This is a genomic window from Bradyrhizobium paxllaeri (assembly GCF_001693515.2).
GTDB classification, from domain to species: Bacteria; Pseudomonadota; Alphaproteobacteria; order Rhizobiales; family Xanthobacteraceae; genus Bradyrhizobium; species Bradyrhizobium paxllaeri.
In genome coordinates this window covers 990,528-1,011,316 of sequence record NZ_CP042968.1, presented here as the reverse complement: position 1 = coordinate 1,011,316, position 20,789 = coordinate 990,528, and the positions used below count along the sequence as shown (strand labels likewise).

The following is a 20,789-nucleotide window of genomic DNA, read 5'->3' as shown; positions in this document are numbered from 1 at the left end:
GCGCATCATGGACCTTACATTCAATACACAAGAGCGCGCCTTCGAGCAGGAAGTCCGCGACTTCATTGCAGCAAACCTCACGCCGGAGATGAAGCGCGCCACCGCGCTGACGCCGTCGGTCTTCTCCGACCCCGACATCGGCATGGCCTGGCAGCGCGCCCTGCACAAAAAGGGCTGGGGTGCGCCAGGCTGGCCGGTGGACCATGGCGGGCCGGACTGGACCCCGGCGCAGCGCTGGATTTTTGAGGCCGAATGCGCCCGTGCCGGCGTGCCCAATGTGAACGTCATGGGCGTCAAGATGGTCGGCCCCGTCATCATCGGTTTCGGCTCGCCCGAGCAGAAGAACTTTTATCTGCCGCGGATTCTCTCCGGCGAGGATTACTGGTGCCAGGGCTATTCCGAGCCGGGCTCCGGTTCCGATCTCGCTTCGCTGAAAACCCGTGCCGTGCGCGACGGCGACGACTACATCATCAACGGCACCAAGATCTGGACCACGCACGCCCATCATGCCAACCGGATGTTCGCGCTGGTGCGTACCAACGAGACCGAGCGGCAGCAGGACGGCATCTCCTTCATCCTGATCGACATGAAGACCGCGGGCATCACGACGCGACCGATCCTCACCATCGGCGGCGACCACGAGGTCAACCAGGTGTTCTTCGACGACGTGCGCGTGCCCGTCGCCAATCGCGTCGGCGAGGAAGGCAAGGGCTGGACCTACGGCAAGTATCTCCTCGAGTTCGAACGCGGCGCCGGCATCGCCTCGGCCAAGCTGCGCGACGCGCTGAAGACGATTTCGGAGCTTGCCGAATCCGAAGTCACCGGCCGCGCCATCGACGATCCCGATATCGCGATCAGGATGTCGGAGATCGAGGTCGATATCGATACGCTGGAGATGACTGAATTGCGCGTGCTCTCGGCATTGCAGACCGGACAAAATCCCGGCGCCGTGTCGTCGCTCTTAAAACTGCGCAACAGCGAAATCCGCCAGGCGGTGACGCGGCTCGGCGTCGACGTGATCGGCAATGACGGCCTCTATGTCGAGCCGGTGCGGCCGCTGTATCGGCTCAACGAGACGCCGGGAATCCCCGAGGAATTGCTGCCGGTAGTGCCGGAACATCTCAACGGGCGGGCGTATACGATCTTCGGCGGCTCGTCGGAGATTCAGCGGGAGATCGTGGCGAAGATGGTGTTGGGGCTTTGATTGCTGTCGTTCCGGGGCGATGCGAAGCATCGAACCCGGAACCTCGAGGTTCCGGGTTCGCGTCTTCGACGCGCCCCGGAATGACGGCGGTGGATTACCCCGCCGCCCTCGCATCCCGGATCGCCTGCCACACCTTCGCCGGCGTCAGCGGGGTGTTGAGCTGCTTGATGCCGAGTTCGCTGAGCGCATCCATCACGCCGTTGGTGACGCAGGGCGGGCCGCCGATGGCGCCGGATTCGCCGCAGCCTTTGGCGCCCAATGGATTGGTGCGGCAGGGCGCGGAATCATCCAACGTCACGACGATCGGCGGGATGTCGTCAGCGCGCGGGACGCAGTAGTCCTGGTAGCTCGCCGTCAATAGCTGCCCTTCCTCGCTATAGGCAACGCCTTCATAGAGCGCCTGCCCGATACCCTGCGCAACGCCGCCATGCACCTGGCCGGTCACCAGCATCGGATTGACGGCGATGCCGACGTCGTCGACGGTGGTGTAGCGCACCACCTTGCTGACGCCGGTCTCGGGATCGATCTCGACCTCGCAGATATGCGTGCCGTTCGGCCAGCTCGGCCCGTCAACCTCGCCTTCGCTATTGACGGATAGCCGCGCGCCATCCTCGTTCTTGGCGATCTCGAACAGGCTGATGCGCCTGTCGGTGCCGACCACCGTCAACCAGCCGTCGCGATATTCGATATCTCCGACCGAGGTCTCTAGCACGTTCGACGCCTTCTCGCGCGCCTTCTGGATCATGTCATTGCTCGATACCGCCACCGCCGTGCCGCCGACGAACAGCGAGCGTGAGCCGACGCTACCGAAGCCGGTGGCGAGATCGGTATCGCCCTGCACGACATCGATCTTGTCCAGGGGAATGCCGAGCGATTCCGAGATCATCTGGCTGTAGGTGGTCTGCAGCCCCTGCCCCATCGCCATAGTGCCGGAATGCAGGATGACGCGGCCTTCCGCGGTCGCATGCAGGCTGACCTTTTCGGTGTGCGCGCGCCCGCCGGTCCATTCGATGTAGCTGGTGAGGCCGCGTCCGTAGAGCAGGCCCTTCTTCTTGGCCGCCTTCTTGCGCGCGGCAAAGCCGTCCCAGTCCGAAAGCTCCGCGGCGCGCGACAGCATGTGCGCGAAGGCGCCGGAATCGTACACCTGGCCGACGGCGTTGGTGTAGGGGAGTTGCGCCGGCTTGATGTAGTTCATCTTGCGGATGGTACGTGGGTCCATGCCGATCTGGCGGGCAGCGGCATCCATCAGCCGCTCGACGATGAACACGGCTTCAGGCCGCCCGGCGCCGCGATAGGCGCCCACCGGAGCCGTGTTGGTCATCACGGACTTCACCTCGAAATGCACCAGCGGCAGATCGTAGACGCCGGTCTGCACGAACGGGCCGAGCACCAGCGGAATGATGTTGGCGGTCCCCGACGAGTACGCTCCGGTGCCGCCGATCGAGCGCACCCGATAGGCCAGCACGCGGCCCTTGGCGTCGAGCGCGAATTCGCCGGTCGAGGTGAGATCGCGGCCATGGGTGCCGCCGACGAACTCATCGGTGCGATCGCCGCGCCAGCGGATCTTCTTGTTCAGCTTGGTCGCGGCATAAGCAACGATGCCGTCTTCAGGATAGAGGCTGGTCTTCTGGCCGAAGCCGCCGCCGATATCGCCGACCAGCACGCGGATGCTGTCCTTCGGCCGCTTCAGAATCGATTCCGCGAGCAGGTCACGGGTCGAGCCGGGGGTTTGCGATTGCACGTGCAGGATCAGACGGCCGGTCTTCTTCTCGATCTCGGCAATCGTCGAGCGCGGCTCCATCGCGGAAGGAACAAGTCGCTGGCTGACCAGATCGAGCGAGACTTTGTGCGCGGCATTGGCGAAGGCTTCTTCGACCTTGGCCGCGTCGCCGTAGCTCATGGCAGCCACGATGTTGTCGGGCGCTTCCGGCCATACCACCGGCGCGCCGGGCTTCACCGCCTCGACGGGATCGACCACGGAGGGCAGCACCTCATATTCAACGGTAATCGCCTCGGCCGCCGTCTGTGCCTGCACCCGCGATGTTGCGACCACGGCAGCGACGGCCTCGCCGGCATAGCGCACGATTTCATGCGCAAGTAGCCGCCGCGGCGGCACCGTCATTGGCTTGCCGTCCGGCCGCTGGAAGATCGCGAGCGTCGGGAGGGTGCCGATATCGTCCTTGATAAGGTCCGCGCCGGTGTAGATGGCGGCAACGCCGGGCATGGCGGCGGCATTAGCCGTATCGATCGAGGTGATCCTGGCATGGGCATGGGGCGAGCGCAGCAAATGGAGCCACAGCGCCCCTTCCTCTGGCTTGTCGTCGATGAACTGTCCCTTCCCGGTGAGCAGTCTCTGGTCTTCCAAACGCTTGATCGGCTGGCCCGCACCAAAACGCATATTGCCGGGAAGAATGTTCATCAGTTTGTCCTTAAAGCTTCTTGTCGGATCGGGCGCGGTTTTAGCGGTTTTTCGGCCCGAGACAACTCATTCAATTCGCTGCAATAAATGCGCCAAGCCCCGCGGCACCGGAGGGTGTCGCGGGCGGATATGATCCTGCTGCAAAAAAGGAAGTATCAGCTGCGGCTGATATCGACGATATCGATGGTAATGTCGCGCGTCTGCGAGTCGCGCTTCAGGCTGATGCGAATGCTCTTGCCGGCGCCCACCTGCTCGATCTGGTCGGTCAGGTCGGAAAGCCGGTGCACCGGCTTGCCGTCAACCTGGACAATGACGTCGCCGAGCGCACCCGAGTTGAAATCAACGCCGCGAATGCCGGCGCGTTCGGCCGGGCTCCCGGGCGCGGTGCGCACGATGATCACCCCTTCGACGCCCAACCTGGTCGAAACGGCCTCGCTGGCGGCGACAATCCCGATCCCGGGCGTCGGCACGCGGCCGTTCTTGATGAGCTCCGGCACCACGCGATTGACGATATCGACGGGCACCGCGAACCCGATGCCGGCGCTCGACCCCGACGGCGAGATGATCGCCGTGTTGACGCCGATCAGCCGCCCTGCCGAATCCAGCAGGGGCCCTCCCGAATTGCCGGGATTGATCGCGGTGTCGGTCTGGATCACGTTGGTGATCTCGCGGCCGCTGCTGGTCGGCAGCCGGCGCTTGAGCGCGCTGATGATGCCGCTGGTCAGCGATTGATCGAGGCCGAAGGGATTACCGATCGCAAAGGCCGATTGACCGACCTTGAGCTCGCTTGAACTGCCCAGCGCCACCGGCGGCGGCAGCTTGCGTGCGCCCCTGATCCGTAACACCGCGAGATCGTAGTTGGGCGCGACGCCGATGATTTCGGCCTGCGCCACCTCGCCCGAGGCAAAGCGAACCGCAACTTCGCTGCCGTTCTGCACGACGTGGTTGTTGGTGACGACATGACCGTCATTGTCCCAGACGAAGCCGGTACCCGAGGCAGCGCCAGCGCCGCCGCCTTCATCCTCGGCCAGCGGGTTGGCGGCGGCAGAGCGTGCGGCGACCTGAACCACCGACGGCGAGACCCGTTCGAACAGCTCGATATTCGCCCTTTCGGCATCGGCCAGCGGGCCGCGCTGGTCGACGGTCCGAGCTACCGTGTTGGTCCAGGGACTATAGCGGATGTTGGAAACGGTTAGCGCCACCAACACGCCTGCGACAATGGCTGCAAGAAGCACGAAGCGACGGTTCATCGATTACTCCCCTTGGCCAGGGCTGCCGCGTGCTAAGGATGGATGCCGCGAGCAAACCGGCCTAATCAGCCGTTCGGAACCGCGTAAGCAACGTTCCAGCCAGCCGGTGGTTTCCTGCCCCTGTTGGAGATATGGTCTGACCGTCTCCTAGGCCAGATCGCGCAGGGCGGCCTCGACCACCTTCCGCTGGTCTGCCGTCAACGCCGCCTGCGGCGGGACCGGGTCGCCGACCGGGTAGCCCTGAAGTTCGAGTCCGGCCTTGATGCAGGCGGCGAGATTGAACCGTGCGAAGGCCTCGTTGATACGCCAGAGCCGGCGTTGCAGCGCCATCGCCTGATCCCAGCGCGCCGCCTTGCAGAGGTTATAAAGCTCGACGCTCTGCCGCGGAATGATGCAGGCGGGCCCAGCCATCCAGCCTAGCCCGCCGATCAGCATCACCGCCGCCGGAATATGGGCGGACGCGGAGAAGACCTTGATGCTGTCGCCACAGCGATTCATGATCGACAGCAGGCGGCCGGTATTGGTGGAGGCATCCTTGATGTAGCCGATGCGCGGATGGGTCGCGAGCCGTTGGATCACATCGAGCGTGAGATCGGACCGCTGGAATTGCGGATTGGTGTAGATCACGACGGGAATATCGACGGCGTCGGCAATGGCGCGGAAATAGGATTCGACCTGCGCATCCGCGATCGGAAAATACGCCTCCATGATCGCGAGAATGCCATCGGCGCCGAGCTTCTGATGCGCCCTCGCCTGCGCCACCGCGTCCGCCGTCGACGTCGAGGCGACGCCGGCGATGACCGGCACGCGGCCCTTCGCCGCCTCGATCGTTGCCTGCACGACGCTCGCGCGCTGCGCCTGGTTGAGATAGGCGAACTCGCCGGTCGATCCAAGCGGCGTCAGCCCGTGCACGCCCGCCTTGATGAGATCGTCGCACAGTCGGCCCAGCACATCGGTGCTGACTTCGCCTGATACATCGAGGGGTGACACCAGATAGGGAAAGACGCCGTGGAAATCAGCCATGGTGAGAGTATGCCTCGCGCGGAAACTTTCTCCGCCATGGCTATCCGGAACGGCCGGGCCAGGCAACGTTTCCGAAAACGCCGAGCGTGTCCCGATCATTTGCAGTCGCGCAGCCAGGTATCGATCGCCGGCAGCGTACCTCGATGTCGATTGCTTCGACGCCGGAAGCACGAGATTCTCAGCGTTAGGTCTCAGCTCGCGCTCGGAACAGCAATGACCACCGCGAGCATTGTGCCGCGACATCGCGCCGAGGATGCTTCACGCGCGCGCGCGCATGCGCCTACGCCAGCCGCCCTTGCGAGACGCCGGATCACACTACCGCATCGCTTGCCGGGAATGGCCGGAAGGCGCTGCGTTGCGCAGTATTAGGCTGCGGTGCCGGCAAAAAGATGTCCACACTTGTTCACAGGTTCTAACGATTTCACTCACGATAATTTCACGACTTTCTTCGCAATCTCGTGGCCTTGACCAAGCGCGAGACAGGTTTGATGGCTGTGCAGAAGGTCGCTGACGCATCCTCTCTCCGAACTTCAGAGCTCAAAGCGTGCGCCTCTGATTCAGCGGCGAATACTCCAGGCTTTCGTCACTTCCTCGGTACACCAGCGCCTTCACAACGCTTCCGCGCATTCGGTGTCGATCCGCTCTGTTCGCCTGCGCACCATGCAAAGCTTCGCGGCCTGATGCATCGCCTGTCACGGCGAATGGATGCTGCAATCAAATGGCCGCCACATCACGCTCGATCGGCGGAGTGCTGGGAAAATCCCTTCATTCCCTCCGGCTACACCTATCTGCTGCAATTCATCGCGCATGATCTGGTTCACTCGGCGATTCCGCTTTCAGTCGCGGGAGGACTCGGTCGCGGGACAACCAACGCCCGCCGCACGCCGCTTCGACTGGAGACGCTATACGGCAGCGGCCCTGTCGGATCGCCGCACATCTATGCGCTCGACGCGCCGAACGACGACCGCCGCACCAAGCTTCGTCTCGGGCGAATGCGCTGGAAGGAGAACGAGCCTGCGAGCGGCTGCCCGTTCCGCGACATCGCGCGGACACCGGCCGAGAACGTGACGGGGATCGACCGCAGCATTGTGGGCGTTCGTATTGCACTCACCGAGGCGCTGGTCGCCGATCCGCGCAACGACGATCATGCCGTCATGTCGCAGCTCACGGCGCTGCTCGCACTCTTGCACAACGGGCTCGTCGACATCATTCGCGGCCGGGAAGATACTGCCGGGCCGAACGGCCGGTTCGGCGCAGCCTACAAGCGCTTCCTGTGCGCCCGCAGCGCATTGACGGCCATCTATCACAACATCATCCGCAACGACCTGATGCGGCGGGTGATTCATCCTGATATCTACGCAAGCTATTGCGGGCCTTCCCCACACTTCATGGACCGCCTCGCTTCAGCCGACCGCCCAGCGCCCGCAGATTGGGAAATTCCGTTCGAGTTTTCGCACGGTGCGTTCCGCTTCGGTCATGCCATGGTGCGACCGGAGTACCAGATCAACGACCTGTCGCTCCACGATCTCAACAACACCCTCGAAAAGACCTCCGCGAACGATCCAGGCAACATGCCTCTCGACGAGACCTGGATGGTGCAATGGTCGCGCTTCTTCGAGATCAACGGGTCGACGCCGAACTTCAGCCGCCGCATCGGGCCTCATCTCAGCGATGGGCTGGGCAATGACCAGATCTTTCCGCCATTCGACGAAACCGCACGGGTCGGCCTGCTCTATCGCGACCTGCTCGGCGCCGGCGTCGCCGGCATGTGGTCGGTAGATGCATTGATTGCCGAGATCGGCGACAGGCGGCCGCATTTGATCGCCATGTCTCGCCTGCTTGCCGACCGCGCCTACCGTGTCGATCAGCTTCGCGAATGGCTCGTCTCGTCACAGACCTACGGCGCGCTGACGGACGAGGACGTCGAGACGCTTTCGAACGATCCGCCGCTGCCGTTCTTCGTCCTGTTCGAGGCGATGCAGCAGACGGCGGGCCTGCAGCTCGGGCTGCTCGGTTCGATCGTCGTATCGGAGGTGATATTCGGGGCGCTCGCGAGCGACCCGCAACCGGCCGGCGGCCCGCTCTCCGATCAACTGGATCGGATTTCCCGCGAATTTTACCTGGCGAACGTACTTCAGGACATTCCAGACATCTCGAACATGGCTCAACTGGTGGAATTCACCACCGAGATTGCCGATCTGCGGCAGGCCGTGCCCGCATTTTTGTGAAGCGGGATTCTCCGCTTCACGCAACCCGGAGGAGTAAGAACGATGGCACTCGAGAGAATGCAAGTCACCAATCATGAGCGCTGGGGCAATCTGGTGAAGACCTGGTCGACGGGCAAGAACTACCTCGACGACGACAACGAATATCCGATCCCGACCAACATCGACGAATTCAAGGAGCAACTCGCCAAGGCGCAGGTGTTCATGACGGTTCCGGATCGCTACACGAAGGTACAGTTCGTCGAGCAGCATCTGGACACGATCGTCGTGCGCCTGCCGCCTGCGGTGGCAATCGCGGATTCCGAAGAGAAGCTCAGCAAGCCGGGCGCAACCTATCCGCTTCCGCCGTTCTACAAGCGGCTCTTCAACGGGATGGATCCGGTAATTCCGGAAGCCGAAAAGTTCAAGGTGCACGCCGAACGTATCGGCGACTACACGATCAGCTTCTGCGCCTAGCGCATGATCCGGACCCGAAGGATCGCGTCCGCGCAAGGTGAATATCGGTTTCCGCGCGCGACAAACGCGAAACGCGTTTGCGCGGAGATCGTGCCTGGATCGAAGAATAGAGCGAGATGACGCTTCAAAGAAGGTCATCTCGCGCTAGTCAGAGCTGGGCGATATCTCCGACAGGAAGCCCTGCGCCGAGCAAACCTCGACGAAGGGTTTCCCGTCGCTCGCTCACGCTGATCGGGTGAGCTTGCATGACCCACCGAACCACTGCCTCGTCGGTCGGAACGGATGTGCCTACCCAGAACGAGCGCAATCCGTTGACGAAGCGCTGCGCTTCTTCGCGCGCCCTTTCCAACTCACCGAGGTAGAACAACGTGGCCGTCCGCCATGCCGGCAAGATCCGCACGATACTGTTGGCGCGGTCGCAGGCCTCGAGGGCGCCTTCATAGTCGCCGCACAGAAAGCGAATGGTGCCGTGATAGGCCCATTCGAGATAGGAAGGCGCCGGTGAGACCGTCAGCGCCTGATCCGCCCTGAATCGCGCCTGCTCGATCGATCCGCAAAACGCGTCATAGTGAGCGCTGGACAGCAACGTCCAGGGATCATTGTCATTGAGCTCGCAGGCGAGCGCCATGTGCGGCGCAGCCTCCGTCTCGCGAAGCGCCATCACATAGGACCAGCCGCAGCACAGATGCGCCCTGGAATCGACCGGGTCCAGTTGGACGGCGGTCTTCGCCAGCTCGAGCGTCGCCTTGGCCTTGTCGAGATCGCGAAAGATCCCGGGATGCACGAGATGCTCGATGTTGTTCATCTGCACCAGGCTGCTGTAACAGGGTGAGAATCCCGGATTGTCGCGGATCGCATCGCGGAAGATCGCAACCGCCCGCCGCCAGCTTTCGGGGTCGAATTTCGACATGAGATTCTGTCCGCGCAGCCAGCGGTCGTGCAGATCGAGCGACACGTCCGGCTCGCCGGCGAGCCGCATCAGCCGCTCCGTCGACAGTTGCACGTTCAACGACGTCGCGATCCGGCGGATGATGCGCTGCTGCGTTTCGAACCAGTTGCCGAGGCCGAGGCGGAAGCTTTCGCTCCAGATATAGATTCCCGTGGTGTCGTCCCGGAGCACCATCACGATATTGATTTCGGCACCGGCCTGATAGGCCGTGGTCTCGATGCAGTATTGCGGCGCGGAGTCCGGCGCGGGAAGCACCACCGTGGCCGGCGGACGGTCGACCACGCTCCATTCGCGGAAACGCACGAGACAGGCGGCGAGATGCTGGGAGAACCCCTGCACCAGATGGCTGTGATCCTCATCAACGCCGTGCATCGCAAAGGGCCGCAGCACGAGGCGCGTCTTGGCGGATGCATGGACCGCCGGCGACATCGGGACTGGCGGCTGAACGGCGGTTCCCCTGATCATTCTGACGGCGAATTCGTCATTCGCCGCGGATGCGGCCCGATCGGTCGGCGCGCGCTCCAGAATACCGAGTTTGATATTGGCGACGAGTTCTTCGGTGGCCGACGACGGCTCCATCGCGTAGTCGCGATCCAGCAGATCCCACAGCGACTTGTAGATGCGCAACGCGCCGGCAGTATCGCCTTCTTCCGCATGCGCCCGCATCAGATAGCGGCAGGCATATTCATGGGTCGGATCGAGATTGACGATCGCAGCCGCGATCCTTTTTTTGGCTTCGGCGGGCACGCTCGCGGAGGTCAGGCCTTCGTCGAGACTGCGCATCAGCCGTTCATGGATGGTCTGTCGCTTGGCCAGCACCCAGACCCGGAACGAGGGATCGAGATCATCCATCCCTTCGAGCAGCCGGCCGTCGAGCTGCGGCGTATCGAGCAGCAGCGGGTGAACGCGCCCGGTTTCGGCGAGTTGAATCACGCTTTCGATGTCGACTTCGATTCGCCCGGTGTCGAGACCGACCAGCAGGCGTTCCGCAACGAAACCGTCATAGCCGGCCTCCTCCAGCGTGGACCGCAGTTCGCGCACGACCTGACGCAGCGAAGCCCGCGCTTTTTCCTCGTCCGAACGGCTCCAGAGCAGGCCGACCAGCCGCTCGCGGCTCTCCTGCTTCGCCTCCGATAGCGCGAGGTAGCTCAGGACGGCGCCGGCCTTGCGGGTTCGCAGTTCGATCGCCCGGCCGTTGAACCGGACGCCGAACCGACCGACCAGCGATACCGACAGGCGCGGCGCGCTTTCGGGCGCCGCCGCGGCGTTGTCTGATGTCATGGCGTTGGCAATGGCCGGCATGTTTCTGGGAACCGGTTGGCTAATACCGGCCAGTCTATATCAAAGCGACACCCCCGGTATAGGTTGCGCCGCCGCCGGTTCGCGCTATCGCATCCTGCAGCCTGGCCGTGACGATTTCGGATGGCTCGAGTTGCAGGCCGGGAGCAATCACGCGGACCACCGGAACGGCGAAGCGCGGGCGCGTGAGTGCGATACAGAACGTCTCGACTCCCAGTTTTTCCAAACGCTGCACGATCAATCCAAATATGCCGCTCGCTTCAGTTGCGGGAAGGGGCAGATGGGCCGCGTGCTCTGCGACCGGCTGCAGCAGTTTGCACTGGCCGGCATCGATGGCCGCGCGCTGCAGGTGGATGCGGTCCTGTGCGTTCAGCGCGCCGTCACCCCGCTCGCTGCGTTTGGTTGCGACGATGGCGTCGGCCAATTCGAGCTGACACATTTCCACAATCGCGGAGCGGACCGCAGCCTCGAGCGCCGGCCGCGCGGCGAGGCCGAAGGCAAAACCCGAACCATCCGACCGGCAGGAGACCGCCGCAACGCAGGGCACGCCGATATCCGTCGTGATATCGAGCAGCCATGTCCGGCGCTGCACCGCTGCGCCATTGCGAAGCTTCTGCAACAACTCTTCCGCCGCGAGGCCGGCTTTATGCTGCATCGGAATTGATCGCGGCAACTGACCGCCCCTCCACCACAGGCTGGCCGCATCGCGTTCGATCAATTCCAGGAGGCCGTGCAGTGCCGCGGCGTCCCGCGACGGACCCGCGGCCGAGCCGATGCTCAAGGGGTATGGCGGCGCGAAGTCGCGGTGCGCCGGCGGACGCCGCAGGCAGATATCAGCCGGCAGCAACACCTCGCCGCCATCGGTTACGCGCGTTGCACGACACCAGGAATGCACCCGCTCCGGTTGCAAGCTTCGTTCTGAAAGCACGGCGACCAATTCCAGTGCCTTCGGACCGAGTTTCCCAACCCGATCGTCGATGCCGGGCTTGAGCAACAGGTCGGTACCGGTCTGCAATTGAGAGAGATATTCTATTCCCTCGCCGATGCAGCCCTGGAATGCTTCCTGCAACGTCAGACCGACGCCGGAAACGCCGACCATGGGGCTTCCGTCATGCAAGGGATCGGCAAGCGCCGGATCGAATTGCGCACCAAAGCTGATCAGGCCAGGCGCATCGGGCGCGGCCAATTCGAACACCCGCGAAAACCGCGAGGCGGCGATCAACAAATGGGCGCGATTCGTGATCTCCGAATCAATCTCGCCACTGGATTTAACGCCATATTCCAGCGCCTGCAGCACACGTTCGGCATCGTGATCGCCGGTCGCGTCCGATTCGTTGCCAAGAAGCAACGCTGCCGCGCGTGCAAACAATTCTTGCATCGAATTTTCGGTACCGCTCACGGTGACCTCACGACTTGACGGGCAGACTCAGGGCGTAAGGCAAGCCCCGCCTTCGCCCTGGAGGAACTTATGCTCGCGAAAGCCTTAGTCATAGCCATGGCAGCAGATATTGCCCGATCGGACTATGCCAAGCCGACCTTGATTCGTGGCCGTAGCCGCGAATGGCTGATCGCCTGCCGTTGGGGACCTGAGGGCGAATATCTTTCGATTGCGACGGCCGGCCCGATCACGGAGCCTCTCGCGCTGGTTGCACCACAGTCGATAACGCCAATTCACAGCCTGGTCGGCGTGCTGGTCTCCGAATCGGAAAAGCAATCCACCAGCACGTTCCTGTTGGTACGTCAGTTGCCCGCTGCGATCGAACTTGCCGGTACGTTTTTCCCGGCCGATGGCTACGTCCTGCTGCAGGACCACGGCGATATCCATCTCGTCTGCAATGCGCGCTACTCGCATAGTTGCGGCTGGCTCGACGGCAAGGAGATCCGCAAGGACATTCCTGATCCGGCCCCCTATTCGGCCGAGGCAATGTCCTGGCATATCGAGGCGACGCGCCGCGACTGGATCGGCGAATTCATTCCCGGCAGCAGGCCGCCGGAGCGGCTTGCGATTCGCGCGACCGGTTGACTCGGCGATCGGACCATCCAATCCAACGGAGCGGCATGAGATCGCTGCTTGTCTTTCCTTGACGAAGACTATCCCTGCGAAGGAAACCTCCGCCGCTCATCGCGATCGACAGTATTCAGCAGGGCAACCGTGGTCTTCGCCACGGGCGCTCGATCGGCGATGCTTTCAACCAGCTTCGCGATGCAAAGCCGGACGCGCGGGCTGGTCGTGCGCCCATAGGCCTTGAGAACGCGCAAGGCGCCCGGCTCGGCGAGCAAGTGAGCCGCTGAATTCAAGCCGGAAGATCCAGGTCCGACAGATTCGAACAACTCGCCGACCGAAATGCCCAGCACGGAAGCGATCTGCGACAACCGGCTGGCGCCGACCCGGTTGACGCCCCGCTCGTATTTCTGGATTTGCTGAAAGGTGACGCCAATTCGTTCCGCGAGCAGGCTTTGGCTCATGCCGCGGTTGATCCGAAACATACGAATCCTGGTGCCCACCATCGCATCGAGCGGGCCAGATTTCCTCGTCGCCATCGGCAGGCTCCCCCGGGCTGTTTCAAGCTGGGAGACCCTAGCACAACCCTAAGGAGATGCAGATGCTAATTCGCGATCCCAGGGAGCAGTTTCACGCGCTGCTCGTCAGTGACGTGCTCGATCGTCAACCGTCCCTTCGCGTCGATTCCCGCCTTCATGGCCGGAGGGTGCCCGGTCTCGAGAAAATGCTGCAGGGCAGCACGGCTCTCGTCCGAGAGCGCAAACAGCCCGCGCATGAGTTCAAAGAAGCCAGGTTCTTCCGCCACATAGAGCAGTTCGCGCAGTTCCGCGCCGGTATATTGTCCTAACGCTGTTACAAGCCATTCGGTTTGGTCATTCGGATCGCTTTCAGGCACGCGATTCAGATAGTAGACGACCGATTCAGCACTCATTTCATCCCCCGGTACCTCGCGATAGCTGACAGACCGCCTGTTCGGGACGGACTTTCTGGCCAGCTAACTCCCGAGCCTAACACTGCTCGGGCCTTCGTGATTTCAGCGTGATCGCAAGTCGCCGGGCGCCTAAGCTTCAGTTCCGCTGTCCCATCGGCAAGACTGTGCCGAACTGATGCGACCGGGCGCAATATTCTTACGCTGCGCCCTGATTTCGGCGTTTCCGGATATCGACTTCCGACCGCTCTCACCTGAAATTCAAAAAGCCTTCGCGATGGCGCGCTGGGCGTCCTGCTGAATCGTCTTCAGATGATTCTGATCCCGGAAGCTTTCTGCGTAGATCTTGTAGACGTCTTCGGTGCCCGATGGCCGCGCGGCAAACCATCCCGCTTCGGACTCGACCTTAATGCCGCCGAACGACTGGTCGTTGCCGGGCGCGCGGGTCCGTATCGCACTGACCGGTTCACCGGCAAGCTGGCGCATGTCGAGTTGCTCCGGCCCGAGCGCCTTCAGCGCGCTCTTCTGCTTGGGTGTCGCCGGCACATCGATCCGCTCGTAGAAGGGAACGCCGAGTTCGGCCGTCAGTCCGGTAAACAACTGGCTCGGACCGCGACCGGTGCGGCCGAGGATTTCGGCGGCGAGCAGCCCCATCACCATGCCGTCCTTGTCGGTCGTCCAAACCGAGCCGTCGCGCTTGAGAAACGAGGCGCCGGCGCTTTCCTCGCCCGCGAAACCGAACGCGCCGGTGCCGAGGCCTTCGACGAACCATTTGAAACCGACCGGCGTTTCGACCAGCTTGCGGTTCAACTTTTTGGCGACACGATCGATGATCGAACTGGAGACAATGGTCTTGCCGATCGCGGCGTCGCTGCCCCATTGCGGCCGATGCTCGAACAGATAGGCGATCGCTGCCGCAAGAAAATGGTTCGGGTTCATCAGCCCGCCCGTGCGCGTGACGATGCCATGCCGGTCGGCATCGGTATCGTTGGCGAAGGCGACATCGAACCTGTCGCGCATCTGGATCAAGCTCGCCATCGCGAACGGCGAGGAACAATCCATCCGGATTTTTCCGTCCCAGTCCGCGGTCATGAAACGGAACGTCGGGTCAACGGCGTCGTTCACGATGGTCGCGTTGATCCCGTAGTGCTCGATCAGCGGCTGCCAGTAATGCACGGCGGCGCCGCCCAATGGATCGATCCCGATTTTCACGCCGGATGATTTGATCAGCGCCATGTCCACGGCATTGCCGAGATCGGCGACATAGGGACGGATATAATCGTGCAGATGCGTCGTGGGCACCTTGCGGGCGCGCGCATACGGCATCCGCGCGACGCCCTTCATGCCGGCTTCGATGTAGGCGTTGGCGGCCTTTTCGACCTTGGCCGTCACGTCGGTATCGGCCGGACCGCCATGCGGCGGATTATATTTGTAGCCGCCGTCTTCGGGCGGGTTATGCGAGGGGGTGATGACGACGCCGTCGGCGAGCCCGCTCGTTCGGCCCTTGTTGTAGCTCAGGATCGCATGCGAGATGACCGGCGTCGGCGTGTAGCCGCCGCGCTCGTCGATCATGATGTCGACGCCGTTGGCGGCAAAAACCTCCACCGCGCTAGCGAGCGCCGGCTCCGCCAGCGCATGGGTATCGATGCCGATGAACAGCGGGCCGGTGAGCCCGGTCTCGCGGCGGTGATCGCAGATCGCCTGGGTCGTCGACAGGATGTGGTTTTCGTTGAACGAGTTCTTCAGCGATGTCCCGCGATGGCCCGAAGTTCCGAACGCAACGCGCTGGGTGGGATCGGCCGGATCCGGCTTCGACGCAAAATAGGCCGTTACCAATTGCGGCACGTTGACGAGGGAGGCGGGATCGACCGGCTTGCCGGCGGCAGGATTGGGGGCAGTCACATGACCTCACGGAGTGGTGGTTTCGCCGGATTATACGTACAAGCGATGGCGCGGGCAAAATTGTGCGTGACGACGCAAGCCGATGCCGCCCCTAGTAAACGCCGCGTTGCCGAGGCGGTTTCCTGCTGCCCTGCGTGAAATACGGATTGTTCAGGCACTGAGCCGAGCGGCCCGAAGCGGACGCGGCGCACTGCGCCAGCGATGTGAAACTGCAGTCTATGCTGCCGCCACCAATGGAATAGGTTTGGATGCAAACCGGGTAGTTCGGGTCATAGGTCTGGGCGCGCGTGGGCGCGACCATCAACACTGTTGCGATCGTCAGAATCGTGCAAGCCAACAGGCGCATGGGGGCTCCTTCCGAAAAGGAGCTTACCACACGCGTGTGCCGTCGCGTGCCGCCGGGGAACGGCAATCACGCCGGCAGGCCGCTGCTCGATTCGTATCTCAGGTCTGTTGACGCAAGGCTGGCCGACGCGTCGCAACTTGCCTGATAATTCTTCAGCGCGAGGCGCACGTCGTCGGGCAACGCAATCGATTTGTGATCCACCAGCGACGTCGTCACGGTCACGAAGGTGGCGCGTACGCACTCGGCACCATCCTTGAACGCATGAACCGTGAACTTCACCGAGGTACGTCCGATCTCGCGCACGATCACCGCGACGTCGAGCACGTCGCCCATCCTGCTGGGCGTGGCGAAATCCGCCGAGACGTGGGCATAGCCGAGGCCGGTCCGCCGTGTTCCGACCAGCTCATGGTAGGGAAGTCGCAGCGCGTCGCCGTACCAATCCTCGATCACGCCGTTGAACAGGTTGAGATATTCCGGCGTGTAGACGATGCCGGCCGGATCGCAGGAGCCGAAGCGCACCGGCAGGCGCGTGCGCCAGATGCCATCAGGCAGTTCGGAGAGGGTCAGAGGTTCGAAACGGGCCATGCACGGGGCTCATTTAGTTTAGGTATAAAGTATTTTCTATATCCCCGCCGGTCGATAATGTCGAGCATCGAAGTTCAGCCTATGTCGCGTCCTGCTTGCCCTGCCACGGCATCTTCCAATACGGTCGCGGACGCCGCAAAACTGCCGGCCCCGCGAGCGGTGTTGCTCGGCCTTCTTGTGCCGGGAGTTGATTTGGTCCTAAAGGAATTGCACGTCCGAACCTTCGACGCCGGTCGGCACGGCTGCACAACGGAACGTCGGGAGATATGGATTGATGGCCGGCAAGGAGCTCGCGCTGATCGACGAAGAGAACATCACCGGCGATGACGCAGACAACCGCGCCCAGGTCAGGGTATGGCTTCGCCTCCTGGCCTGTACGTCGTTGATCGGCGCCGAGCTTCGACGCCAGTTCCGCGAAGAGTTCGACTTCACGATGCCGCGTTTTGACGTGCTGGCGCAACTCGATCGCGAACCTGTCGGGCTGGTGCTGGGTGAACTGCCGAAGCGGCTGATGGTCACGGCGGGAAATCTGACCCCGATCGTGGATCGTCTGGTCGAAGACGGCCTTATCACGCGCTCACCGTCGCCGCTCGACCGCCGCGTGCAGATCGTCTGCATGACGGCCGAAGGCAGGAGGGCGTTCAGACGGATGGCGAAAAAGCACAGCCTGTGGCTGGCTTCGCTGCTCGCCGAATTTCCGAAAGCGCGGCTCGATGGATTGGTCAGGGAACTCGATGATCTCAAGAACGCCGTGAAGCGCGCAACGGAAGAAGCCCGAGCCTAGCGGCGCAGCTTGTAGCCGGCGGTATCGCGGTCCCAGGTGTCGGGCGTCCTGCCGGCCTCGCGCAGGGCGACCTTTCTGATCTTGCCGTTCTCGGTCAGCGGCATCTCGGTGACGATGCGGACAAATCGCGGAACCGCGAAATAGGCCATCTTGCCCTCGCAATGCCTGACGACATCGATCGGCTCAAGCGCATGGCCGGGTTCGAGCTGGATCGCCGCCGCAACCTCGTCTTCGCCGAGTTCGGACGGCAGTGGATAGATCGCGCAGGCTGTGATCGCCGGATGCTTCAGCAGCACCTGCTCCACCTCCCAGGATGAAACGTTCTCGCCGCGGCGGCGGATGGAATCCTTCATCCGGTCGACGAAACGATAGTGACCGTCCGCATCGCGCACGACGCGGTCCCCGGTGTGAAACCAGCGGTGTCGCCAGGCCTCAGCCGTCTTGTCCGGCATTTCGAAGTAGCCCGTCGCGAAGGCGAGCGGTTCGTGCACGCGTAGCAGCAGTTCGCCGGCCTCGCCGTCAGGCAAAGGCTCGTCCTCTGGACCAGCGATGCAGGCCTCAACGCCCTCAGCGAGATAGCCCATGGTGCCGGGGCGATCGGACGGGATCGTGCCGGCAAATACGAAATTCGTCTCGGTCGAGCCGTAGCCGTCGAGCAGCGGCACGCCGAAGCGCTCGAGAAACGGACCGTGAAACTCGCCGGGAACGCCGCCACCGAGCGCGACACGCACGAAATGCGCAGTGTCGTTCGCCGACGGGGGCTGCGCCAGCAGCATCACGGCCATCGCGCCGAGGAGGTAACCGACGGTCGCCTGATGCCGCCGCGCCGCGGCCCAGAAGCCGGAGGCGGAGAATTTTGGTTCGAGCACATAGGTGCAGCCGTTCAGGAGCGCCTGATAGAACGCGTTCAGCGCATTGGTGTGAAACAGCGGCAGCGTCGTGAACAGCACATCACCTTCGACGATCCCGAGCGCCCGCGCCGAATAGACGCCCCACCAGAACATCTGCGCCTGCGGGCAGCAGACGCCCTTGGAAGGCCCGGTGGTGCCCGACGTATAGAGGATCGCGACCGTATCGTCCGGCCGCACCGGCGCGGGCGGAGCGCCCTCGCCGGGCGCAGGCAACTGCGAGGTTGATCCCGGCAGCGCACCGCCTTCGCCAATTGTCCAGACAAGATCCGGCGGCGCGACGTCGCTTTCCAACGTTTCGACGGCCGGCATGAAGCACGACTCGATCACCAGCAGCTTCGGCGTGGCGTTGCGCAGGATGTGGCTGAGCTGGATGCCGCGCAGCGCGGTATTGATCGGCACCGACACGGCGCCCATCCAGGCGCAGCCGAGATAAACCTCCAGGAACTCGGGCCGGTTCGAGCACATCAGCGCGACACGATCGCCCGCGCGAATTCCGGCCCTCATCAGGCGGCCAGCTGATGCAGCCGCGATCGACGCCGTTTCAGCGTAACTCCATCGCGTTTCGCCGAAGACAAACAGCGGACGATCGCGGATTGCGCAGCCTGGCGCGTCAAAATGGTCGCGAGAATCCGGTCCGCCGGCGGGAAACGCTCGGCCGCCTGCGGCCAGATCGACCCACCCCGGCGCTGCCCGGCCGCGCTGCTGTTACCTGCCTGCATACGCACCTCCAAGGCCGGGCAGGTCTGCGATAGATCGCACTTGGCCAGCCAGATAGTTTAGGCTTAAAGTATTCGCCGAAAACCGCCGCGGCAAGGGCCGCGTGCGGACTTCCGGCCAGCGCCGTGTGGCAGCAGGATATGAACAGGAGCGATGTCCGTAATGAGCCTCGACACTCCCTATCGATCGCCATCCGACGCCTTCGCGGCCACCGCCACGAGGCGGCCGGACGCGCCATTCCTGCTGGCGCCTGCGAGTGCGCAATTGCCCTACGCGCCAGCAGGATTCAGGATCGAATATGGCGCGTTCAAGACCGAGGTCGACCGGCTTCGCGCGGAATATGCAGCCGCCGGCTATGGACGCGGGGCGCGGGTTGCCTTGCTGCTGGAAAACCGCCCGGTCTTTTTCCTGCATTGGCTTGCGCTCAATGCGCTCGGGGTTTCGATCGTTCCGATCAACCCCGACGTCCGCCCCGACGAATTGTCGTTCCAGCTTGAACTGTCGCAGGCGGACCTGCTGGTGGCAACGCCCGATCGCATCCATGTGACGAAAGATGCGGCGCTCGGCCGCGCCCGCCTGATCGATACCGATAGCCGCATTCCGCCGTGCCAGACTGATGTCGCCGGCCAAAGCCCCGAGTTCAACGGCGAATGCGCGCTGCTGTTCACCTCAGGCAGCACCGGCAAGCCGAAAGGCTGCATGCTCTCGAACCGCTATTTCCTGCAGGTCGCCGACTGGTACCTCGGGCAGGGCGGCGTCGCCGAACTGCAGCCGGACCGCGAGATCAACCTGACGCCGCTGCCGATGTTTCACATGAACGCGCTCGGCTGCAGCGCCGTCGGCATGATGGTATTGGGCGGCGCCGTGGTGCCGCTGGACCGCTTTCATGCCAATCGCTGGTGGCAATGCGTGGCCGACAGCGGCGCGACCGTCGTGCATTGTCTCGGCGTCATCCCTGCCATTCTGTTGCAACTGCCCGCAACTGAAGTCGAACGCCAGCATCGCGTGCGATTTGCTTTCGCCCCCGGCGTCGATGTCCGCCACCGCGCCACCTTCGAGGAGCGTTATCGCATCCCGATCGTCGAGGCCTGGGCGATGACCGAGACCGGCGGCGCGGCGGCCACCACCACGTCGCGCGAGCCGGCAGGCTTTGGCGCGCGCTGCGTCGGCCGGCCGTCTCAAGGCATGGAATATCGCCTCGTTGACGATCAGGGTACCGATGTCGCGCTCGGCAAACCCGGCGAACTGCTGGTCCGTGCCAAAGGCGATGATATCAGGGCCGGATTCTTCAGCGGTTACCTGAAGGATGAGGAAGCCACCGAAGCGGCGTGGCAAGGTGGCTGGTTCCACACCGGAGACCTCGTCTTCGCCGACGAAGACGGGCTGATGTATTTCTTCGATCGCAAGAAGACCATCGTGCGGCGCAGCGGCGAAAACATCGGCGTGCTCGAGGTCGAAAGCGCGCTTCATATGGACACGCGCATTAGCGGATGCGCAGTAACGCCGGTTCCCGACGACATCCGCGGCGAGGAAGTTTTTGCGTTCATCGTGCCGAACGTAAAGGTCGACGATGCTGCAGAGCTTGCGACATCGATCGTCAAAACCTGCGCCGAGCGCCTCGCCTATCACAAGGTGCCCGGCTACATCGCCATCGTCGAGGAACTGCCGCTGTCGTCAACGCGCAAGCTCGCCCGGGGCGAGATCAAGACGCTCGCAGCAGAAGCCGTCAGCGTCAACCGCGCCATCGACATGCGCGCGCTGAAAGCGAAGCTGCGCCACGCCTGACCCG

The 20,789-nt window shown here is 63.2% G+C and carries 17 protein-coding genes; 6 read left to right on the top strand and 11 right to left on the bottom strand.

Going from position 1 to position 20,789, the window contains the following annotated elements; genetic code table 11:
- Positions 1 to 7 precede the first annotated feature (7 nt).
- Positions 8 to 1,204 (top strand): acyl-CoA dehydrogenase family protein, encoded by a 1,197-nt coding sequence (locus LMTR21_RS04730; RefSeq protein ID WP_065750962.1) that lies wholly within the window; start codon positions 8 to 10, stop codon positions 1,202 to 1,204.
- A 94-nt stretch (positions 1,205 to 1,298) separates the two neighbouring features.
- Here the strand turns inward: LMTR21_RS04730 and LMTR21_RS04725 are convergent, their stop codons facing one another.
- From LMTR21_RS04725 to LMTR21_RS04715, 3 genes are all read right to left on the bottom strand, one after another.
- Positions 1,299 to 3,623: a xanthine dehydrogenase family protein molybdopterin-binding subunit gene (locus LMTR21_RS04725; RefSeq protein ID WP_065750961.1), complete on the bottom strand. Its 2,325-nt coding sequence runs from the start codon at positions 3,621 to 3,623 to the stop codon at positions 1,299 to 1,301.
- Positions 3,624 to 3,778: 155 nt separating this feature from the next.
- The gene (locus tag LMTR21_RS04720; protein ID WP_065750960.1) at positions 3,779 to 4,873 is read right to left on the bottom strand and encodes a S1C family serine protease; all 1,095 of its coding nucleotides are present in this window, start codon (positions 4,871 to 4,873) and stop codon (positions 3,779 to 3,781) included.
- A gap of 147 nt (positions 4,874 to 5,020) precedes the next feature.
- Positions 5,021 to 5,896, bottom strand: a complete 876-nt coding sequence (locus tag LMTR21_RS04715; protein ID WP_065750959.1) for a dihydrodipicolinate synthase family protein — start codon at positions 5,894 to 5,896, stop codon at positions 5,021 to 5,023.
- Between the two features lie 701 nt (positions 5,897 to 6,597).
- On the opposite strand from LMTR21_RS04715, the gene LMTR21_RS04710 reads away from it, so the two are divergent.
- Positions 6,598 to 8,124, top strand: coding sequence for a peroxidase family protein (locus LMTR21_RS04710; protein WP_065750958.1), 1,527 nt, complete (start codon positions 6,598 to 6,600; stop codon positions 8,122 to 8,124).
- A 42-nt stretch (positions 8,125 to 8,166) separates the two neighbouring features.
- Positions 8,167 to 8,577, top strand: coding sequence for a hypothetical protein (locus tag LMTR21_RS04705; RefSeq protein WP_065750957.1), 411 nt, complete (start codon positions 8,167 to 8,169; stop codon positions 8,575 to 8,577).
- Between the two features lie 148 nt (positions 8,578 to 8,725).
- Here the strand turns inward: LMTR21_RS04705 and LMTR21_RS04700 are convergent, their stop codons facing one another.
- Both LMTR21_RS04700 and LMTR21_RS04695 read right to left on the bottom strand, forming a co-directional pair.
- Complete coding sequence (locus tag LMTR21_RS04700; RefSeq protein ID WP_065750956.1) at positions 8,726 to 10,828, bottom strand: BTAD domain-containing putative transcriptional regulator; 2,103 nt, start codon at positions 10,826 to 10,828, stop codon at positions 8,726 to 8,728.
- 34 nt (positions 10,829 to 10,862) lie between these two features.
- On the bottom strand, positions 10,863 to 12,203 hold the full coding sequence (locus LMTR21_RS04695) for a YcaO-like family protein (RefSeq protein WP_065750955.1): 1,341 nt from the start codon (positions 12,201 to 12,203) through the stop codon (positions 10,863 to 10,865).
- Positions 12,204 to 12,320: 117 nt separating this feature from the next.
- Between LMTR21_RS04695 and LMTR21_RS04690 the strand changes: the two genes are divergently transcribed.
- Positions 12,321 to 12,848 carry a hypothetical protein gene (locus tag LMTR21_RS04690; RefSeq protein ID WP_065750954.1) on the top strand — a complete coding sequence of 176 codons (528 nt, stop codon included), beginning with the start codon at positions 12,321 to 12,323 and terminating at the stop codon, positions 12,846 to 12,848.
- A gap of 68 nt (positions 12,849 to 12,916) precedes the next feature.
- Here the strand turns inward: LMTR21_RS04690 and LMTR21_RS04685 are convergent, their stop codons facing one another.
- The 5 genes from LMTR21_RS04685 to LMTR21_RS04665 form a co-directional block, all read right to left on the bottom strand.
- The gene (locus tag LMTR21_RS04685; protein WP_084030421.1) at positions 12,917 to 13,366 is read right to left on the bottom strand and encodes a helix-turn-helix domain-containing protein; all 450 of its coding nucleotides are present in this window, start codon (positions 13,364 to 13,366) and stop codon (positions 12,917 to 12,919) included.
- Positions 13,367 to 13,431: 65 nt separating this feature from the next.
- Positions 13,432 to 13,758: a hypothetical protein gene (locus LMTR21_RS04680; RefSeq protein ID WP_065750952.1), complete on the bottom strand. Its 327-nt coding sequence runs from the start codon at positions 13,756 to 13,758 to the stop codon at positions 13,432 to 13,434.
- Between the two features lie 258 nt (positions 13,759 to 14,016).
- On the bottom strand, positions 14,017 to 15,657 hold the full coding sequence (pgm, locus tag LMTR21_RS04675) for a phosphoglucomutase (alpha-D-glucose-1,6-bisphosphate-dependent) (protein WP_065750951.1): 1,641 nt from the start codon (positions 15,655 to 15,657) through the stop codon (positions 14,017 to 14,019).
- A gap of 91 nt (positions 15,658 to 15,748) precedes the next feature.
- The gene (locus LMTR21_RS04670) at positions 15,749 to 16,003 is read right to left on the bottom strand and encodes a DUF3551 domain-containing protein (protein WP_084030420.1); all 255 of its coding nucleotides are present in this window, start codon (positions 16,001 to 16,003) and stop codon (positions 15,749 to 15,751) included.
- 66 nt (positions 16,004 to 16,069) lie between these two features.
- Positions 16,070 to 16,588 (bottom strand): acyl-CoA thioesterase, encoded by a 519-nt coding sequence (locus tag LMTR21_RS04665; RefSeq protein ID WP_065750950.1) that lies wholly within the window; start codon positions 16,586 to 16,588, stop codon positions 16,070 to 16,072.
- Between the two features lie 274 nt (positions 16,589 to 16,862).
- On the opposite strand from LMTR21_RS04665, the gene LMTR21_RS04660 reads away from it, so the two are divergent.
- Positions 16,863 to 17,372 carry a MarR family winged helix-turn-helix transcriptional regulator gene (locus LMTR21_RS04660; protein WP_065750949.1) on the top strand — a complete coding sequence of 170 codons (510 nt, stop codon included), beginning with the start codon at positions 16,863 to 16,865 and terminating at the stop codon, positions 17,370 to 17,372.
- Here LMTR21_RS04660 and LMTR21_RS04655 read toward each other — a convergent pair.
- A complete protein-coding gene (locus LMTR21_RS04655; RefSeq protein ID WP_246175678.1) occupies positions 17,369 to 18,862 on the bottom strand; it encodes an ATP-dependent acyl-CoA ligase in 1,494 nt (497 codons plus the stop codon). The genes LMTR21_RS04660 and LMTR21_RS04655 overlap by 4 nt on opposite strands.
- 300 nt (positions 18,863 to 19,162) lie before the next feature.
- On the opposite strand from LMTR21_RS04655, the gene LMTR21_RS04650 reads away from it, so the two are divergent.
- Positions 19,163 to 20,785 carry an AMP-binding protein gene (locus LMTR21_RS04650; RefSeq protein ID WP_065750948.1) on the top strand — a complete coding sequence of 541 codons (1,623 nt, stop codon included), beginning with the start codon at positions 19,163 to 19,165 and terminating at the stop codon, positions 20,783 to 20,785.
- Positions 20,786 to 20,789 lie beyond the last annotated feature (4 nt).

Bases quoted from the DNA above. Each gene is read 5' to 3' on its own strand.
- LMTR21_RS04730 (WP_065750962.1), top strand. From the start codon at position 8: ATGGACCTTACATTCAATACACAAGAGCGCGCCTTCGAGCAGGAAGTC.
- LMTR21_RS04725 (WP_065750961.1), bottom strand. From the start codon at position 3,623: ATGAACATTCTTCCCGGCAATATGCGTTTTGGTGCGGGCCAGCCGATC.
- LMTR21_RS04720 (WP_065750960.1), bottom strand. From the start codon at position 4,873: ATGAACCGTCGCTTCGTGCTTCTTGCAGCCATTGTCGCAGGCGTGTTG.
- LMTR21_RS04715 (WP_065750959.1), bottom strand. From the start codon at position 5,896: ATGGCTGATTTCCACGGCGTCTTTCCCTATCTGGTGTCACCCCTCGAT.
- LMTR21_RS04710 (WP_065750958.1), top strand. From the start codon at position 6,598: ATGGATGCTGCAATCAAATGGCCGCCACATCACGCTCGATCGGCGGAG.
- LMTR21_RS04705 (WP_065750957.1), top strand. From the start codon at position 8,167: ATGGCACTCGAGAGAATGCAAGTCACCAATCATGAGCGCTGGGGCAAT.
- LMTR21_RS04700 (WP_065750956.1), bottom strand. From the start codon at position 10,828: ATGCCGGCCATTGCCAACGCCATGACATCAGACAACGCCGCGGCGGCG.
- LMTR21_RS04695 (WP_065750955.1), bottom strand. From the start codon at position 12,203: ATGCAAGAATTGTTTGCACGCGCGGCAGCGTTGCTTCTTGGCAACGAA.
- LMTR21_RS04690 (WP_065750954.1), top strand. From the start codon at position 12,321: ATGGCAGCAGATATTGCCCGATCGGACTATGCCAAGCCGACCTTGATT.
- LMTR21_RS04685 (WP_084030421.1), bottom strand. From the start codon at position 13,366: ATGGCGACGAGGAAATCTGGCCCGCTCGATGCGATGGTGGGCACCAGG.
- LMTR21_RS04680 (WP_065750952.1), bottom strand. From the start codon at position 13,758: ATGAGTGCTGAATCGGTCGTCTACTATCTGAATCGCGTGCCTGAAAGC.
- LMTR21_RS04670 (WP_084030420.1), bottom strand. From the start codon at position 16,003: ATGCGCCTGTTGGCTTGCACGATTCTGACGATCGCAACAGTGTTGATG.
- LMTR21_RS04665 (WP_065750950.1), bottom strand. From the start codon at position 16,588: ATGGCCCGTTTCGAACCTCTGACCCTCTCCGAACTGCCTGATGGCATC.
- LMTR21_RS04660 (WP_065750949.1), top strand. From the start codon at position 16,863: ATGGCCGGCAAGGAGCTCGCGCTGATCGACGAAGAGAACATCACCGGC.
- LMTR21_RS04650 (WP_065750948.1), top strand. From the start codon at position 19,163: ATGAGCCTCGACACTCCCTATCGATCGCCATCCGACGCCTTCGCGGCC.